General features: G+C 27.8%; 17 protein-coding genes. 6 read left to right on the top strand and 11 right to left on the bottom strand.

Annotated features, from left to right (window positions below):
* Positions 1-134 precede the first annotated feature (134 nt).
* On the top strand, positions 135-1,736 hold the full coding sequence (aspD, locus tag Q5O44_RS04005; RefSeq protein ID WP_022167103.1) for an aspartate 4-decarboxylase: 1,602 nt from the start codon (positions 135-137) through the stop codon (positions 1,734-1,736).
* A gap of 62 nt (positions 1,737-1,798) precedes the next feature.
* On the opposite strand, the gene Q5O44_RS04000 is transcribed toward aspD, so the two are convergent.
* From Q5O44_RS04000 to Q5O44_RS03990, 3 genes are all read right to left on the bottom strand, one after another.
* Positions 1,799-2,377 carry a hypothetical protein gene (locus tag Q5O44_RS04000; RefSeq protein ID WP_022167102.1) on the bottom strand — a complete coding sequence of 193 codons (579 nt, stop codon included), beginning with the start codon at positions 2,375-2,377 and terminating at the stop codon, positions 1,799-1,801.
* Positions 2,378-2,574: 197 nt separating this feature from the next.
* Positions 2,575-3,510 (bottom strand): hypothetical protein, encoded by a 936-nt coding sequence (locus Q5O44_RS03995; RefSeq protein WP_022167101.1) that lies wholly within the window; start codon positions 3,508-3,510, stop codon positions 2,575-2,577.
* A 192-nt stretch (positions 3,511-3,702) separates the two neighbouring features.
* Positions 3,703-4,701 carry a hypothetical protein gene (locus Q5O44_RS03990; protein WP_022167100.1) on the bottom strand — a complete coding sequence of 333 codons (999 nt, stop codon included), beginning with the start codon at positions 4,699-4,701 and terminating at the stop codon, positions 3,703-3,705.
* A gap of 196 nt (positions 4,702-4,897) precedes the next feature.
* Between Q5O44_RS03990 and Q5O44_RS03985 the strand changes: the two genes are divergently transcribed.
* On the top strand, positions 4,898-5,902 hold the full coding sequence (locus tag Q5O44_RS03985; protein WP_022167099.1) for a hypothetical protein: 1,005 nt from the start codon (positions 4,898-4,900) through the stop codon (positions 5,900-5,902).
* A 72-nt stretch (positions 5,903-5,974) separates the two neighbouring features.
* Complete coding sequence (locus Q5O44_RS03980) at positions 5,975-7,159, top strand: DNRLRE domain-containing protein (RefSeq protein ID WP_022167098.1); 1,185 nt, start codon at positions 5,975-5,977, stop codon at positions 7,157-7,159.
* A gap of 269 nt (positions 7,160-7,428) precedes the next feature.
* Here the strand turns inward: Q5O44_RS03980 and Q5O44_RS03975 are convergent, their stop codons facing one another.
* The gene (locus tag Q5O44_RS03975) at positions 7,429-7,659 is read right to left on the bottom strand and encodes a hypothetical protein (protein ID WP_022167096.1); all 231 of its coding nucleotides are present in this window, start codon (positions 7,657-7,659) and stop codon (positions 7,429-7,431) included.
* Positions 7,660-8,261: 602 nt separating this feature from the next.
* On the opposite strand from Q5O44_RS03975, the gene Q5O44_RS03970 reads away from it, so the two are divergent.
* The gene (locus Q5O44_RS03970) at positions 8,262-8,756 is read left to right on the top strand and encodes a hypothetical protein (RefSeq protein WP_302637357.1); all 495 of its coding nucleotides are present in this window, start codon (positions 8,262-8,264) and stop codon (positions 8,754-8,756) included.
* A 126-nt stretch (positions 8,757-8,882) separates the two neighbouring features.
* On the opposite strand, the gene Q5O44_RS03965 is transcribed toward Q5O44_RS03970, so the two are convergent.
* Together Q5O44_RS03965 and Q5O44_RS03960 are read right to left on the bottom strand one after the other, a co-directional pair.
* Positions 8,883-9,050, bottom strand: a complete 168-nt coding sequence (locus tag Q5O44_RS03965) for a hypothetical protein (protein ID WP_022167094.1) — start codon at positions 9,048-9,050, stop codon at positions 8,883-8,885.
* Positions 9,051-9,183: 133 nt separating this feature from the next.
* Positions 9,184-10,281 (bottom strand): SEC-C metal-binding domain-containing protein, encoded by a 1,098-nt coding sequence (locus Q5O44_RS03960; protein ID WP_022167093.1) that lies wholly within the window; start codon positions 10,279-10,281, stop codon positions 9,184-9,186.
* 171 nt (positions 10,282-10,452) lie between these two features.
* On the opposite strand from Q5O44_RS03960, the gene Q5O44_RS03955 reads away from it, so the two are divergent.
* A complete protein-coding gene (locus Q5O44_RS03955; RefSeq protein ID WP_022167092.1) occupies positions 10,453-10,857 on the top strand; it encodes a hypothetical protein in 405 nt (134 codons plus the stop codon).
* 28 nt (positions 10,858-10,885) lie between these two features.
* Here Q5O44_RS03955 and Q5O44_RS03950 read toward each other — a convergent pair whose 3' ends face one another.
* The 3 genes from Q5O44_RS03950 to Q5O44_RS03940 all read right to left on the bottom strand — a co-directional run bounded on the left by Q5O44_RS03950 (position 10,886) and on the right by Q5O44_RS03940 (position 13,500).
* Positions 10,886-12,787 (bottom strand): glutamine synthetase, encoded by a 1,902-nt coding sequence (locus tag Q5O44_RS03950; protein ID WP_022167091.1) that lies wholly within the window; start codon positions 12,785-12,787, stop codon positions 10,886-10,888.
* A 100-nt stretch (positions 12,788-12,887) separates the two neighbouring features.
* A complete protein-coding gene (locus tag Q5O44_RS03945; protein ID WP_022167090.1) occupies positions 12,888-13,085 on the bottom strand; it encodes a hypothetical protein in 198 nt (65 codons plus the stop codon).
* A 124-nt stretch (positions 13,086-13,209) separates the two neighbouring features.
* The gene (locus Q5O44_RS03940) at positions 13,210-13,500 is read right to left on the bottom strand and encodes a hypothetical protein (protein WP_022167088.1); all 291 of its coding nucleotides are present in this window, start codon (positions 13,498-13,500) and stop codon (positions 13,210-13,212) included.
* Between the two features lie 419 nt (positions 13,501-13,919).
* On the opposite strand from Q5O44_RS03940, the gene alr reads away from it, so the two are divergent.
* Positions 13,920-15,080: an alanine racemase gene (gene alr, locus Q5O44_RS03935; protein WP_022167087.1), complete on the top strand. Its 1,161-nt coding sequence runs from the start codon at positions 13,920-13,922 to the stop codon at positions 15,078-15,080.
* Between the two features lie 79 nt (positions 15,081-15,159).
* On the opposite strand, the gene Q5O44_RS03930 is transcribed toward alr, so the two are convergent.
* Entirely contained in the window at positions 15,160-15,723 is a 564-nt protein-coding gene (locus tag Q5O44_RS03930) for an AAA family ATPase (RefSeq protein ID WP_022167086.1), read from the bottom strand.
* A 171-nt stretch (positions 15,724-15,894) separates the two neighbouring features.
* Entirely contained in the window at positions 15,895-17,658 is a 1,764-nt protein-coding gene (locus Q5O44_RS03925) for a glycoside hydrolase family 13 protein (RefSeq protein ID WP_022167085.1), read from the bottom strand.
* Positions 17,659-17,777: the final 119 nt, after the last annotated feature.

The raw sequence follows: 17,777 nt of genomic DNA, 5'->3' as shown, positions 1-17,777 counted from the left end.
CATATATATCAACAACTTATTAATTTTTTCTACATATTATTATTATTTTTTTATTTTACTCAGTGGATATTTGTGTTTTTGAAAATTAATTGATAAAATATACTTTATCACACTAAAGTTAGGAGATATTGATAATGAATTTACAAAAGGATGAATTGCGAAAAGTTTATGGCCAAATAAGCCCCTTTGAATTTAAAGATAAATTGATACGTCTGGCAAAAGCAAACAATGATGATATTCTTGATGCTGGAAGGGGAAATCCCAATTGGACAGCTTCCACTCCAAGAGAAGCATTTTTTACATTTGGTCAATTTGCTATAAAAGAAACGCAAAGAACTTGGTGCAAAGATGATTTGGCAGGAATGCCTGAAAAGAAAAATATTTCTAAAAGATTTAAGGAATTTTTAGAAAATTCACCTGAAACGTCTGCTATTGAATTATTAGCTAATATTTTAAAATATGGTATTGAAGAAATGAACTTTGATGCTGATGAGTATATTTATGAACTTACTGATGGAATTATTGGTGATAATTATCCTGTGCCAGATAGAATGCTAATACATATTGAAAAAATTGTACATAATTATTTAATGAAGGAGTTATGCCAAAACAAGAAATTTGAAAGTAATTTTGAAGTATTTGCTGTAGAAGGTGGTACTGCTGCAATGTGCTATATATTCGATTCATTAGTGGTAAATAACCTTTTAAAATCTGGTGATACCATTGCTTTAATGACTCCTATATTCACACCTTATTTAGAAATACCTCATTTACCTAACTATAAGTTTAATGTTATAAATATTAAAGCCAATGAGGTAGATGAAAATGGAAATCCAACATGGCAGTATCCCAAAGAAGAATTAAATAAACTTAAAGATAAAAATATCAAGGTATTATTTGTGGTAAACCCAAATAATCCTGCTTCCATTGCTTTAAGCAGAGATTGTAAAGATAACCTTATTTCTGTAGTTAAAGAACATAATCCTGAGTTAATGATAGTTACTGATGATGTATACTGTACATTTGTTGATAACTTCAATTCATTAGTTAGTGAACTACCATATAATACTTTAGGTGTTTATTCATACTCAAAATATTTTGGTGTAACTGGCTGGAGACTAGGAACTATCTTTTTAAATGAAAAAAATATCTTTAATGACCTTATAAAAAAGCTATCACCAGCTATGAAAAATGAATTAAATGAACGTTACAAACATTTATGCCAAAATCCCACTGAGCTTTCATTTATGGATAGATTAGTGGCTGACAGCAGACAAGTTGCCTTAAATCATACTGCTGGACTTTCTACACCACAACAAGTACAAATGGCATTTTTCTCACTATTTGCTTTAATAGATAAGGAAAATACTTATAAACAACTTACAAAGGATATCTGCAAAAGCAGAAAAGACTTATTATTTAACGGACTAGAGCTTGAATATGAAAAAAGCCGACATGATGCAGCTTATTATACTGAATTAAACATATTAGATATAGCTTCAATGAAATACGGCAACACTTTTGCACAGCACATAAAAGAAAACTATAGCACTTTTGATGTGCTATATGATTTGGCCAAGGAGCATGGAGTAATCTTACTAAATGGTGATGGCTTTGCTTCTTCAAAATGGTCTATTAGAGTGTCTCTGGCTAACTTAAAAGATGGTGCTTATCCACAAATAGGTACAGCCATAAAAAACTTAATTGATAACATATATAATTCTTATATTTCATAATAAGCTAAAAAGGAGCCATATAAATGGCTCCTATTAAATTATTATCTTTTTTATTATAAAAACTAATTCTTTTCGACTGCTAAAGCTGCTAAAGTTATATTCTTTAAATCTCCATCTATATTAATCTCTGGACCTCTCTCTAAATAAAGAGAATATCTTACTATGCCAGAATCTTCATCACATACGTCTGAAACTCCATAATTTCCTACTGCATCTGTATACATATAAGAGAATTGATCTGCTGTAAAAACAAAATCATCTTCACTTAAATTAATTTGTATTGCTCTTAGTGGATGTGATAGTAATACATCTCCTCTATCTCCATTATCGTCTCTTTGTGAACAGCATTTTTTATTATTTTTAATTCCTGTCTGTTTATATAATGTTATTCTTGCTCCAAGATGAATTGCTGCAAATGGAACGTATAATCCTGAGAACATAACTAAAATTGTAGGATTATTTAATTTTGATGTGTCGATTGATATTTCAGCTAATTTTGTTCTATCTGTCCCTATTATATTTAGCGCTATATCACGGTCAACTATTGGAACAGTCTTGCTCTTTAATAAAGCAAGCCCTGGTTCATCAGTACAAACTAATTCTGAGTGAGGTTTTCCATTTTTCTTTACACAATTATTCATAACAAATTTCTCCTTTGTACATTTTTTATTATTCTTTTGTTTTATACTATATACTATGAGAAATAAAAAAAATTGTTCATATTTTTTAATATGTTATATATTTTTTGCTTTTAAAAAGTGAGTTAATTTTTATTAACCCACTTTTAATTATAATTATTACAAATTGCAATAACTTTTTATCTTTTATATTTTATTTTTTATAAACATGAAGAATCATTATCAGGTTCTCTACATTCAACGCCATTAGGATTTGTGAATACTGCTATTTCTTCATTTGTAGTATGACGTACTCTTCCACTTGTTACAAATGAGTAGTTAACGTTAGCACGAATTATACCATCATTATCTTCTGAATATACATCATCAGTTGTTGCACATTCAACTGCTAAGCATGCATCAAATCTTATATTACTCTTAACAATTCTTCCATCACTAGGAGCACTTACTCTAGTATAAAGGCTAGCTGGTGAAAAGTTTAATCCACCTTCTTCATCTGATTTAGTAATTTCAACTATATCATCATATTCTTTCGTAGCTGTAAATTTCTTACATCCAATTCTTCCTGAAATCATTACTTTTAGATTAGCAGCATGGAAAGGAATGTTTCCTTTAAATACTGTTCTTTTTACTGCTTCGTCATCATCTGAATTATTACTTCTAAATGAACAAGGAGTTTTTGAAACTGATCCTTCAAATTCAGTATATAAAGTTTCTCCATTTGGATGATTAAATTCTGTACCTTCTACTGAAGTAAATTCTTTAGGAATTGCATCATATTTAACAGTTATTTGTCCACCCTCTACTCTTGGCATTTCATCTTGTAGTCCAATATAATCATAACATAATCCAATTGAATCTATACAAATAGAAGCACCTTCTTCATATCCGCCTCTTCTCCAAGAAGAATCTCCTGTTAAAGTAAATTCTTCGTCTTTATTTGAATATTGTGGACATTGTTGTCCAGTTGCACAATCAAATACTTTATCAACTAAAATACCAACACAAACTGCATCATCTATGCTTCCACATTCAACTTCTATTTCTTCTCCTGGCTCTGTTTCACAATTATCCTTCATGTTTCTCTCAGTTCCGCATCTTTCCATAACTTCTTCATCATTGCAATTATATTTCATTTTTAAGGTTCCTCCCGTTATTATCATAAAGTTTTTTAACTCATTAGTTTTATACTTTATACTATGTATTTCCTTATAATTCGTTTACAAAATAAGACAAAAAAAGACGATTTAAATTTTCTTTAAATCGCCTTATTTTTAATATCACCTTATAGCATTTGTGTATTAATTTTTATTATTTATATGTGAAATTTAGTCTATGCAATCTGAATCATTATCAGGCTCATTACCTCTTACACCATTACGACTTACAAATACAGCTAATTCTTCCTCTGTTGTATGTCGTAATTTATGATTTACTAAGAATGAATATCCTACTACAGCTGTAATCTGTGGATTTCCTTCTTCATCACTATTACTTGAATCGAATAAATCATTAGTTTCTACACAATCTGCTGATAAACAAGTATCAAGCTCAACCTTTAATTTAGCTTTTGTATCAGCTGGTCTACTGATTCTTCCATATAAATTAACAGGGCAGAAATTTAATCCTTCATCTGATGCTGAAGTTATTTTAGTTATTCCATCGTCATCAGCTTCTATTTGAGCTGTACCTGTAAATCTTCTACAACCTATTCTTCCTCTTATTTTTAAACATAAATTATGAGCATAATAATTAATTCCAGCCTTAAATACTCTAGCTTTTGTTACTGGTGTTTCAGTAGTAGATTCAGAATTACATCTTCTAGTATCTGAATTAGATATTACTCCTTCAAATTCATCATATAATACAGTATCTCCTGCTACATATCCTGATCCTACACTAGCTTCTAAGCATCTATTTTTTAAGTTATAACTTATTGTTATATTTCCATCATCATTACAGTCTGCTTCAGCATTTTCTTCTGCTGCATCATCTTTAATTCCTATATGATCATAACAAAGAGAAATTGAATCTATACATACAGAATCACCATCTCTATAACAGTATCTTGGATCATCTTCTACGTAGCTATCTATTGTAAAATTATGCTCTTTGTCTATAAATTGCAAGTTTTGCAATGTAGTACAATCAAAGATTTTTTCTGCTAAAATAGCTACACAATCTGCAGTATCTATATTTCCACACTCAACTTCTAATTCTTCTGAATATACTGGATCACAATTGTCTTTATAGTTATCCTCACCACAAGGCTCTACTACTGTTGCCTCTTCACAATCACTATTCATACTTTTTCTATAATCGCTCATTGTTTTCCTCTATTTTCCAACAATCATTTATGACATTTTTTATATTTCATACTATGAAAAAAGGAATTATTTGTTCCCCATAAAAAAATAATAAGTTTTTTAATAAATATATGGATAAACTTATTATTTTTATGATTTCAACTATTTATATTTACTTCATATGCTATATTATATAAATATATATTAGGGGGTTCATATGTCCTTTGAGAAAGAATTTAAAACTTATTTGATAAAATCAAATAAAAATGTCAGTGAAATTTCTCTTATAAATGGAGTTTCTCTCAATAATTATGATAATAAATTTAATATTATTTCTTCAAAAAAGATAATTTCAGGCTCCCAAAGCTTTGCAGATACTTATTTTGATATTGATAAAAATGATTCTATATATGGTCTTATAAATAGTAAAAGAGGTTCTTTGATATATATTTATTCAAATGATCAATATATTATTAAAACAGATATATTAACATTTAATGGACGGAAAAACTCTGTTAAATTTCCATATATAAAAAAATTTCCTCATAATATCATTCATGTATTCTTCTATCTAGTTAATGTTTCTAAAACTAATTACTGTACTTTATTTCACTTTTATTACGATGGTACTACATGGTATAAATCAACTATTAGCACTTTAAATTACTTCCTTCTTACTAATTTCTCAGTTTCATGGGATAATGATATTCCTACTATTTTTTTCTTAAAAAAAATTAATAAATGCTCTGAAATTTTCTTATCCACCTTTAACTTAGCTGATAAAAAGTGGACAGAGGCTATACCTATTACAATGACTAAAAGAGAAAAAGTCTATTTATCTATCTTAAAAACTACTAACAAGCAGTATCATATAACATTTGCAGAAGCAAATAATAATAAATATTATTGTATGTATTTTAATGAAGCTACTGATAACATTTCTGTTCTTAATCACCAATACATACATTTAAATAAAAAAACAATATGTTCATTTCCTAACCTATTAGTAAAAAACTCTACTCTTTACCTGCAATGGATAGAAGGTACTGTTCTTCTCACCTGTAAATCAAAAAACTCAGGTAAGACTTGGAGTACTCCACTGGAAAATAAACAAGCAGATTTTAAACCTTTTTATCGTTGCCAATATAATAGCAATAATAAAGCCATTAGCTATCCATCTATTTTTTATACTTTTAAAAACCCTATCTCTCCTATTATTTAATTAACTTGAACTTAATGCTGATGATTTTCATATTATAAATGTGACTATTAATAATTAGAAAGGATTTTGACTTTGAGTGATATAATTAAAATAACTAATCTTTCTTGCACATATGTAGAGAAACTTAGAAACAATAATACATTTTTTAAAAATGAATTTTTATTAAGTGGTGTATTTTATGTTAATTTATATACTTATGATATTTATAAGACATTATTAAATTTTTCATTGCCTCTTGTTGATGTAGACAACATAAAGAAGATAAGCTTAAATATCTTTTTAAATAATATCCGTGTATATAATAATATGCAGGCAAACTTTAAAATTTCCACACTTACATCACCATTTATGGGCTATACAGCTAATTGGAACAATAGGCCTGAAATAAACAATTTTAATTCATTAAACTTTTCTGTAAATCCTTCAGATGTAGGAAAATATATGGAACTAGATATTACTTATATAATAAAAAATACCAATAATAACTTTTATGGTATTGCCTTAGAAAGTTCACAAGAAAAATATACATCCATGCTTCAGTTTTTAAGTAGTAACTCAGTTAATCCCCCTTATATAACCATTGAAACAGTATCTAACAAAGTTAATACTGCTCCAGAAAATACTGATAAGATAGTGACAAATATACCAACTGAGATTTCTAAAAATTTACCATCTAAAAATACTATTGAAAACAGTATTGATACTTCAATGCTTACAGATTTAAAAACTTCAGTTGAAGATCTTAATACCAAGTACTCATCTTTAGAATCCTTGGTGAAAGCTACTGCTGACAATATTCTTGTTCCGCAAGCTTCTGATACTAATTCTGAACTTTCCAGTAAGATTTCAAATTTAGAAGAAAAATTAGATGCTTTTAATGATATCATAAATACTTTAAAGCTTAATGACGATATATTAAAAAACACTTTAAATGAAAATGATGAAACCATTGCTTCCATTGTTAATCACTTAGCGGAAATTGAAGTAAAAGAAAAAACTACTTTAAATGATATGAAAGAGCTAAGTGAAAAAGTTAATACTACTATTACAACTATTAATAACCAACTTCTTAGCTTAAAAACTGATTCTTCCTCTGATTTGCAAAATTTTAAAAACCATTTGGAAGCAACCTCTAATAATATTAAATCATTAGAAAATTCACTTTCTATAATGAATAATGAACTATCAGAATTAAAAACTCAATATGACGCCATAAAAAGTCAGCTTAACGTCATCAGTATAGATACTCTTAATTAACTAAAATAAAAAATATAACTGGAAGTAAATATTTCAGTTATATTTTTTATCCACAGTACCTTCATCTTTAGATTTAGTGTTTGATCCTACAGATCCTACAAGTATAAATGATAGTGTCACAACATTTTTCCATACTTCAGATAATATAATAGAAAATTTAATAGATACTGTTACTTTTGTTGAAAATCCAGATGGTACAAAGACAGCTACTATAACTTATTCACATCAAGCAGAATTTTCTGGAGAAATTGTTTATATAGACTTATTGGCTAAAACAAATGATCTTTTAGATTTTCTTTTTTACAAACCTCTAAACCTGTCTCTTCTTCTTTATTGGTAATTATATCATTTGTTAAGATTTCATATATTTCTTCACTTTTCTCTACTAGTTCTTCCTCTTCTTTCTCATTTTCTTCTTTAGTAACATAATTATATACTTCTTCTAAAATATCCCCCTCTATGTTTCCTTCATCATTAATTTCTTCTAAATCTTCCTTCACTATTATTTTTTCCCCTACAATATCCTTACCATTTTCACCATCTTTACATGGTGGTTCATTACATCCTCCTACACCTCCACTGCCTACTATTCCTTTAATATTTCCTAATTGTAATTCTATGGATGTTTCATCGCCATTAATAAGGTTTCCTCCATTACCGCCTTTTAATGATGCTGTCGCTAGTATATTTATTATTCCACCATTAATTTTTATGGCTGGTCCACCATCACCACATTTTCAACTGCTATATTCCCCAATGCATTTTCCACCATTTCCGCCAATTAAACACATATGAGCATCACTACTTTTAATGAAATAATCATTATCATTAAGATAAATTGCAGCTCCACCATTTCCAGCATTATTTTCACTACTAATACTTTTTATATTTTCTCCATCTTCCCCTATAGCTTTTAACTTAATATGATCTAATATCTTTATGGAAGAAGATTTTGTTTTATCTTCATTATAAAATCCTAAATTATATTATGCTTCATAAAATTAAATTTAATAATGATGACATCTTTGAATTTATACCTTGTTCCTTAATAAATATTGATACCTCTGAAGTTTATATCAATGAATCTGCAGAAAAAAATCTTATGAATCTTTCATATTTAAAATCAAATGATAAATTAAATATAAAATTTAATTTAAAGATTAACTTTGCAAATTTACAAGAAAAAGCTATAAAAAGTACTATAAAATTTTTCCCATATGAAAAATTCAATAATATTACTACATTTAAGAACTGTATAACTTTTAAACAATCATTACTTAAGATAAATACAAATCCCAATAAAAGCCTTATAACTGTTGAGAATATAGGAACTTCCCCCATTAAAAACATAATTTTTAGATATGCTATTCCTACTAGATATGAAGTAAATTTAGGCTCCCTTAGTGCAATATTTAATAATAATGATAAATGGAATCTTATTGCTGAAAAGATAGATTCTAATATAATTTTTAAAATTAGTTTTCTTCCTCAAAGTAATAATATTCCTGAAAGAAAACTTAATATATTCTTAGAACATAAAAAATTCAACATTGAGCTTTCCAATGTTGATTCAAATCTTTCCCTTAATGATATTTAAAAATAATAAAAAGGTTCAAGTAAACTAATTTTCCTTGAACCTTTTTAACAATCTTCTTTTTTTGTATATCATTTTCCTTATACTTTCATTACAGTATAACCCATGGTAATTCAACTTTATTAACCTCTACTTTCTTAATTTTTCTTTCTCTTTGCTTTTTATAGCCTTATCATAATTTTTCAAAATATCAATAGTACTATTTATTATCTCTAAATCTTCTGTGTATCCAATAAGGCTATATATGCTTTTCCATCGTATTAAAGTATCAATAGTGGCGTTTACACTTTTCTTCATATAATCCGCTCCTTATTAATTATTAGATAAGATCTATCTAACTATTACTTTACTCATTATTATGAAAAAAAATACATTTTTATACATCTATACAAAAAAAAAGAGTTATTGTCAGCCAATAACTCTTTCAAATTTATCTTCCACAACATTTCTTATATTTTCTTCCACTACCACATAAACAAGGTTCATTTCTTCCTAAAAGCTTCTTACTTGGAATTAAAGCTAATTCATTTTCTGTATATCCTTTAAGACTCCACTTTCTTGTATTCTTATTTACCTTTTGAATTTGAGTTACAACCTTTTGGAACTCAGCCATAGTATTAAACTGAATATTTCTCTTCTTTAATTCAGCTATTATATATTGTATATTTACATCAGAAAATACTAATGGTCCACAGATATCTTCAAATAATTTATCTGCTATGACCTTATTGGCACATAATTTTAAGAATGTATCATAAAGGCCTGTATGTGCTTCAGTCATATGACAATGGAATTCCTTACTATATGCTTCTACCTTTTCTTTATCTAATTTATAGTACTCTTTTATTTCCTTTCTCTTTTCAAGCAATTGCTCTAAAGATTCTAGGTTATATAGTAAAATACTTTCAATAATGTATTCTTTATATCTTTTTACTATCTTACTAGAAGTTGCATACTTTTCAAATATACTGTCAAACTCCTCTAATGATAATTTTTCTTCATTATGAATATTAAAAGTTTCTACAAGTATCTCTGGCTCATATACACCATAAGCTTCAGCAAAGGCTACAATATACTTTACTACTTCAATATATCTTTCGCTATCTTCATCATTACTCACATTATTTAATGCTTCTTTAACTTCTTTTGGCATTACCATAAGAACATCTTCATCTTTTAAATATGTAAATATTACACCATAATTTAATAATGGTACATAACTTAATAAAGAATTTTCAGTTGAAACTATATATTCTTTATTCTTTAAGCTATCTAATAACTGAAGATTTTCCTTAGCAAAACCATTTAATTTATCAATTAGTACTGAAGGTTCCATCATTGTTATCTTAATTGCCTCCACCAATTGATCCTTCTTCATTTTAGATCTCTGAGGAATCTCATATGAAGCTGCTATTTTACTTAATCTATCCTTAGTTAAATCAGATAAACATCCATCTAAAGTAAATTTAATTTCTTTCTTACATGCTAATTTTTTATTCATAGCTAATATTTCATCTACATTTTGCATTTCTTTCACTCCTACTTTTATCTTTATATATCTTACTTTAAATTCCCAACTTTCACAAGTTCTTTTATAAACAAACTTTTATTGTAATATTTTATAAATAAGGTATATTTTTTGAAATTTTAGGATAATAAATATTTATAGGAAAGTATTATATTTTTAAGGAGGGATTCTATGAGTATCTCCAATAATGATGATTTATTATCTGAACTCCTATGGTCAAATATTAAAACCGTTGTTGATGAAAATATAAAAAATATTAAAGATTTAAATTCCACTGAAGAGTATCATACTTTATTTAATGTCTTAAATAAATTTTATAAAATACTTATGGATATACAAAGTGATAAAAATCTTATGCTTTGTTTGTCTAATGAAGGTAAAAACCTTGTAAGAGAACTTTTTTTAGCCATTGAGCAAAGTCAAAGCTTAATCATTGTAAATTACAAAGACTTTACTTTAGATATGTGCTCATACATGGAAGAACTTTCTGATTCATTTATTTTATATCTTGATAAAAAAGATAAAATCAGTATTATACAAAATCAAATATATGATGCCATTTCTTTAATAGAATAATGATGAACTATAAAAGTTCATCATTATCTTAAATGTCTAATAAGTTTCTCTTATATGAAGAATATAACTTTCTTAGCTCTTCCATCTTTTCTTCAAGCTCTATATAAAGATTAGAAGCAAGCTCTAAATCTTTCTTATCAAAAGCTTCTTTTATTCTAGTAAATAAACTCTTATTTGTATATGTGTCCTTCATTAAATACACTCTTAAATTATTTATATTAGTCCAATTAGTTATATCTAAATCTAACGCCTTATCAACTGAATGAAGTGCCTTATATCCTCTTATCTTATCACCATAACTATTTAATACTCTATGGCTTATTTCTAATATCCATCTATTAGTTACTGCCATTTTTACACTGTTTATCAGTTGTTCAGTTAATACATCATTTCTCTTTAACACTTGCACCTTTTCTGGATATTTATCAAGAGCACTGATATTTTCATATATTGTTGCTGGAGCCTTACCAAAGTATTTATTTCTTTCTTCATCAGAAAAAGCTTCAAATACGTCTTCTTCACTTCTATATTCTCTATCTTTTTCTAGATACTCTGCTTCTTCCCCTGACTTCTTAGATATTTCAGCTAATAAATCATCTTGAGATTTATTATTATTTACAGCATATATTATACCATCAAGCATAGCCATATAAGATGTAGCCATTGTTAAGTATACATTTGAATGAGGATTTGGTGATCTAAGTTCAAATCTTGTAGCTAACGGACTAGCTAAATCTCTTATTAAGCCAACTAATATACTTCTATTTCTTGATGGATTACTTGGTGACATTCCTAGTGATGTTACAATACATACCGGTGCTTCAAAGCCTGGTTTTAATCTCTTTAAGGAATTATTAGTTGAAGAAATAAATGGATTCATAACTTCATAGTTCTTTAATATTCCCATTAAAGCACCGTAACCAATAATTGATAAGAAGTGTTCTTTATTTGTATGGAATAAGTTTATTCTCTTACCATCTTTAAGCTTTAAGCTCACTCCTAAGTGTACGTGCATTCCAGAACCTGCTACTCCATCAATTGGTTTTGCCATGAAAGTAACTTCTAATCCTCTTCTTCTGAATGTTTCCTGTACAAGTATCTTTACAAATAATTCATTATCTGCTGCTTGAACAGCATCTGCATATTTCCAATCTACTTCTATTTGTTCCATTATATGATTAAAATCACCACTTGAGCTTAACTTAGCCTTAACTCCACCAACTTCTTTATGACCCATCTCTGGTTCAAAACCATAAAGTTCCATTAATATAAGAGTTTCTTCCAATGCTGTACGAACGTTTCCTTTTGTTCTAGTCCAATAGTGTTCATGTAATTCTTGTGATGTTGATAGCTGTTCTATTTCTGCTACATCATTTGGTGTCTTAACCCAAAATTCTAATTCAGTAGCTGAAGTAACTATAATTTCTTCTATATCATCCTTAGAAATATTATAATCAGATAAAACTTCAGGATGATTATCAAATATATTCCATAGGTTTCCCTTAAATGTTTCGATGGCAGATCTTAGTATATTTCTTGAATCTACTGCCTTATTATCATGGTATAAGAAACAAGGAATTCTTAATGTACCAATTGGTTTTTGGGTTTCTGGATCAATAAAATCATAATTATAATCAACAAACCACTTTGCATTTAAATCTGCTATCATATCAACTTTAGCGTTATTAAGAGTTGCTATTCCTGGAAGTACAACAGAAGATCCATCTGTCTGTACAGCAACTCCATTAATAAATGACTCTAAATCATCTAAAAAAAGACTTACTGGTATTTTTTCATCTGTGTCATTTCCTGATAAGTCAACACCTACAAATGAAACAAATTTAATTTCTGAATGACTTTTTAATATGGCTTTAATATTTTCTTTAGTGTGTTTTTCTTTAGGTATAGTATAAATTAAATCCTTCATCATAAAACAATTCCCTCTTTTCCCGTCGAATATTATTTGATTTTTTTATAGAATTATTCGTATTTTATACATATTTTATTATAACTAACTTTTAGTGTCAATATTAACTTTTTATTTCATATAGATTCATTTTCCCTAGCCTTAATATATGAAATAAAAAACATATATGCCATATTAGTAATGTAGCAATTACTACCACAAGATAAGCAATAAATGGTGGTAAAATCCGTATATATCCTAAATTCACATGAAAAATAGATAAAAACATACCCCAAAAAATCTTCTTATATCCCTTCATCATTTATATTTCCTCCAACACTTTTAGGTACTTTATAATATCTAAAAACTTAAATTCATATGGTTCATAACTTATACTTTGTCCCCTTATATACCACTTCTCACCTTTTTCATTTATATAATATATCTTAGGAGATAATTGATATATAGTTAATTGCTTCATCTAGTCCTTTTTCATAATAAAAAATTATTTCACCTAAATTCACTTGTTGCTGACTTCCATCACTAAAATAAACAGTGGCACTATTAATAACAATGTTATCTAAAGGTTCCTTCTCAAAATATAACATTAATTGTACCGTCACTTCTCTAACACTATATATGCCATATATGGTTTCATTAAGCTCACCTGCATCATAATACATCCAATTACCAAAAGGTTCATATTCAGATGCATAGGCATAGTTATTCTCCCCCAACCCATCAAATTGTATTTCAGTTACAGTCTTTTTATCATTAACATTTGTTATATACTTTAATGTAAATAACTGTTCACAATATGAACCATTATATTATGGATCTTTATAGTAACTTAATGGATATTCACAATAATTTTCTAAAAAAACAGGTTTGTCTACTTTTAACATTATATTTGCTATCATTATAATGACTACTGATAGTATTATTATGCCAACACTACTTTTCAATAATTTATTATTTGTAATTTTACCCTCTTTTATCCTTTTTTAGAACATTATACTACACTTTTCTTACATTTTACATATTATATATAAAAGAACCACTCTTAGCTAAATTAATATCATTAGTGGTTCTTATCTTTATTACCTATTTATAATATACTATTTGTAGAGTTAGAAATTTATATGAGGTGTTATTAATGAAAAAGATTTTAAGACCTGCATGGGCTGAAATAGATTTAGATGCAATAGCTTATAATACAAGAAACATAAAACAATTAATTGGCCATAAAGACTTAATTGCAGTGGTAAAAGCAAACTGTTATGGGCATGGAGTCATAGATATAATTCCAACCTTGCTGGAAAATGGAGTTTCTCGCTTTGCTGTTGCAATGATTTCAGAGGCTCTTGAAATAAGAGAAAATAATATAACTGCACCTGTAATGATTTTAGGTTTTACACCTCTATACTTAGGTGAAGAGCTTATTAATAATGATATTGAACAAACTGTTTATGATTTAGATTATGCAAGAGAGCTATCAAAAATAGCCTTAAGCCTTAATAAAAAAGCTAAAATCCACATTGCCATGGATACTGGAATGGGACGAATTGGATTCTTGCCTAATGAGAAATCAATTGATGATATAACTGAAATTTATTCCTTAGAAGGTATTGATGTAGTAGGAATTTTTACTCATTTCTCTACATCCGATGAAAAAGATAAGGAATATAGTCATCAGCAATTTACTAAAATGATGTCAGTGATAGATGAACTTGAAAAAAGAGGTATAGATATTCCACTTAAGCATGTAGCTAATAGTGGTGCTATCATTGATTTACCTAGTACTTATTTAGATGCTGTGAGAGCTGGAATAATTCTTTATGGCTATTACCCTTCAGACGAAGTAAATAAAAGTAATCTTGCTTTAAAACCTGCTTTAACTTTAAAAGCAACTATAACTAATGTAAAAACTCTTGAAAAAGATATGTATATAAGCTACGGCAGAACATTTAAAACTAGTGACAAAACAGTTGTTGCCACAATACCAGTTGGTTATGCCGATGGCTATATAAGAAAACTTGGTGAAAATGGTAAGGTCATAATTAAAGATCAATTTGCTCCTATAATAGGTCGAATATGCATGGACCAATTTATGATTGATGTCACAAATATTCCAGATGTAAAAATTGGCGATGAAGTAATTCTTCTTGGAGAAAAGAATAATCTTAAATATAATGCAGATGATATAGCCGAAAAGCTTGGCACTATTAATTATGAAGTTACATGTATGCTTAAATCTAGACTTCCTAGAGTATATATTAAAAACAAGCATATTATAAATGTTAAAAATCATATATAGATAATAAAAAACAGTAGATAAGTTTTATCTACTGTTTTTTATTAGATTGTTGATTATTTTCTAACACAAAAGAGTAAAATTATCCTCTAAAGTGCTTTACCATTGAAGCTATTGATTCATTAAACTCTTCTGTTGATGAATTTTTAAATACCATTAATCCTGGAATATCTGGTTTTTCAAAATTACATCCGCTTATATACTTGTCCCAATTTTCTAGTTTCCAAGTATCACGATCAGAATTACGTTCGATCATTCTTTGGTGGCATACTTCTGGATCTGTTTCTACCCAAATTACTACTAACTCAACATCTCTTTCTGCAAGTTTAGCACGTAAGTTGTCCATATATTCTTTATCTCTTACTTCTCTAGTAAATGGAGCATTTACTAATGCTGTATCACAGTAATCTAAAGCTTCTAAAGCTAAATCTAGTGCTACATCATATTCATAATTTCTTATATGTTCTTCAAAGAAATCTGAACTTCTGTTGTATTCTTCTCCAGCAACTACAAATATTTGCTTAGATAATCCAATTAAAGTATCTTTATCTAAGTATACTATTGGATTTAATGCTTTTGCTAACTCTTTTGATACAAATGTCTTTCCACAAGCTGGTGGTGACGTTACTAAAAGTAAACTTTTCATATGTATTCCCCCTATTATTTATTATTTAAAAATAATAAACAAAACTCTTAAATTTTTTTTCCACAATAATATTATAATTTCATATATCTAATTAGTAAAGGATGTGAAACGATAAAAAAAGTCATATTGTTAATAATAAAACAAATTTTTAACAGGATTCGCATCTTTTTATTAATTACATATCCTTTTTATTATAATCCCATTGCTTTTTAGTATATTTTTTTCATAAAGATTTGTAAATAAATTTATTCCTTCGTCTTCTATTTCTATATCTTCTTTTGAACAATTCAATATTACTTTAATCTTATGATTATAATCATCTAGCTTTATATACTCAACTATTCTATCACCTTTCAAATCATTGGTAAAATGAAAATTTCTACTTCTCAATATAGGTTCATTTTTTCTTATAGATATTAATTTCTTAATCATTTCTATTCTTTCATCATACTTGCCATCTTCTATTTCTCCCCAAGGCATACATCTTCTACAATCAGGATCATGTGCTCCTTCAAGGGCAATCTCCGTACCATAGAATATACATACTGTACCCGGCATAGAGAAAAGAACTGCTAATTGTTGATAAAATTTATCTAAGTTTTGGCACCTATTAATAAGTCTTTCTGTATCATGGGAATCTAATAAGTTAAATAAAACATCATTATTTTGCTGCATATACATTGTATAACATCTATTTATTGAATATTCAAAATCTTCTTTAGTAAGTTCTTCATCTAACCAAAAGTCAGATATACTTCCTGAAAGAGGATAATTCATTACTGCATCAAATTCATCGCCTTTAAGCCATTCAATGGAATCATGCCATATTTCACCTAAAATATAAAAATCATCTTTAATTTCCTTCATTCTACTTCTAAGCTCTTTACAGAATTTATGTGATACTTCATTGGCTACATCCAACCTCAATCCATCTACATCATATTCTCTAACCCACATTTCACAAATATCTAGAAAGTAATCTCTAAGCTCTTTATTATTTGTATTTAACTTTGGCATATTATCACTAAAAGCAAAGGAGTAATAGTTTCCTTTTCTTGCATTTTGCCCTCTTTCTTCAAATGGCCATTTATTAACCATAAACCAATTATAATATTTAGAATTAGGTCCTTTTTCTACAACATCCTGCCATGGTGCAAATTCATAGCCACAATGATTAAATACTCCATCTAACATTACTCTTATTCCTTTTTCATGAGCTATCCTTACAAGGTTTTTCATTACTTCCTTATTACCAAAATGAGGATCTATATTGGTATAGTCCTTGGTATCATATTTATGACTACTAGGTGATTCATTTATAGGTGTTAAATATATGCCTGTTATTCCTAAATCTTTTAAATAATCAATTTTATCTATTATTCCTTGTAAATCTCCACCATAAAACTCTTCATTACTTACTTTATCATTAAATCCAGCCCAAGGCTTTACACTTTCTGGATTACGTGTAGCATCTCCATTACAAAATCTTTCAGGGAAAATTTGATACCACACCGTATCATTTACCCACTTAGGAGTCTTAATGATATCTTCACTATTCATCCATGGGAAAGTAAAACATTGCATTAACCCTTTGCTATTTTCAATATGCTCTTTTGTATAAAATCCATCTTCTAAATAAAACCAAGTTTCATCTTCTGTTACTAGCTCAAAGTAATATTTACATCTTTTAAATTCTGGCTTTAATGTTGTTGTCCACCATATATGATTTTTTAACCTCTTTTTATAATAAATTTTTTCTCTTCTGCTTTGCCATTTTTCTTTTCCGCCTAATATACCATTTATAAACGGATCTTCATAATGTATATATACTTCCTTTATATCATATCCTGTCTTTAAATTTATAATTAAATCATATTCATTTAGTGGATAGCAATAATTATCACTAGTCCTATGATATATTGATCCAAAATCCATAAAAACTCCTCCAAACCTTTTATTATTACATTACTGCCCTTTATCTTTATACTTTTATAATCTATATTAAAATTATAACCCCCATACACTCATTTTTAAATAATACATATATGACTCCA

The organism is Clostridium sp. CAG:221 (assembly GCA_000435835.1).
Lineage (GTDB): Bacteria > Bacillota > Clostridia > Clostridiales > Clostridiaceae > Clostridium.
This window is presented reverse-complemented; position numbering and strand designations above follow the sequence as displayed.

Coding starts and splice junctions, on each gene's coding strand:
- alr (WP_022167087.1), top strand. CDS start 13,920: ATGAAAAAGATTTTAAGACCTGCATGGGCTGAAATAGATTTAGATGCA.
- Q5O44_RS03995 (WP_022167101.1), bottom strand. CDS start 3,510: ATGAAATATAATTGCAATGATGAAGAAGTTATGGAAAGATGCGGAACT.
- aspD (WP_022167103.1), top strand. CDS start 135: ATGAATTTACAAAAGGATGAATTGCGAAAAGTTTATGGCCAAATAAGC.
- Q5O44_RS03960 (WP_022167093.1), bottom strand. CDS start 10,281: ATGCAAAATGTAGATGAAATATTAGCTATGAATAAAAAATTAGCATGT.
- Q5O44_RS03925 (WP_022167085.1), bottom strand. CDS start 17,658: ATGGATTTTGGATCAATATATCATAGGACTAGTGATAATTATTGCTAT.
- Q5O44_RS03970 (WP_302637357.1), top strand. CDS start 8,262: ATGAATCTTTCATATTTAAAATCAAATGATAAATTAAATATAAAATTT.
- Q5O44_RS03945 (WP_022167090.1), bottom strand. CDS start 13,085: ATGATGAAGGGATATAAGAAGATTTTTTGGGGTATGTTTTTATCTATT.
- Q5O44_RS04000 (WP_022167102.1), bottom strand. CDS start 2,377: ATGAATAATTGTGTAAAGAAAAATGGAAAACCTCACTCAGAATTAGTT.
- Q5O44_RS03930 (WP_022167086.1), bottom strand. CDS start 15,723: ATGAAAAGTTTACTTTTAGTAACGTCACCACCAGCTTGTGGAAAGACA.
- Q5O44_RS03985 (WP_022167099.1), top strand. CDS start 4,898: ATGTCCTTTGAGAAAGAATTTAAAACTTATTTGATAAAATCAAATAAA.
- Q5O44_RS03990 (WP_022167100.1), bottom strand. CDS start 4,701: ATGAGCGATTATAGAAAAAGTATGAATAGTGATTGTGAAGAGGCAACA.
- Q5O44_RS03965 (WP_022167094.1), bottom strand. CDS start 9,050: ATGAAGAAAAGTGTAAACGCCACTATTGATACTTTAATACGATGGAAA.
- Q5O44_RS03955 (WP_022167092.1), top strand. CDS start 10,453: ATGAGTATCTCCAATAATGATGATTTATTATCTGAACTCCTATGGTCA.
- Q5O44_RS03950 (WP_022167091.1), bottom strand. CDS start 12,787: ATGATGAAGGATTTAATTTATACTATACCTAAAGAAAAACACACTAAA.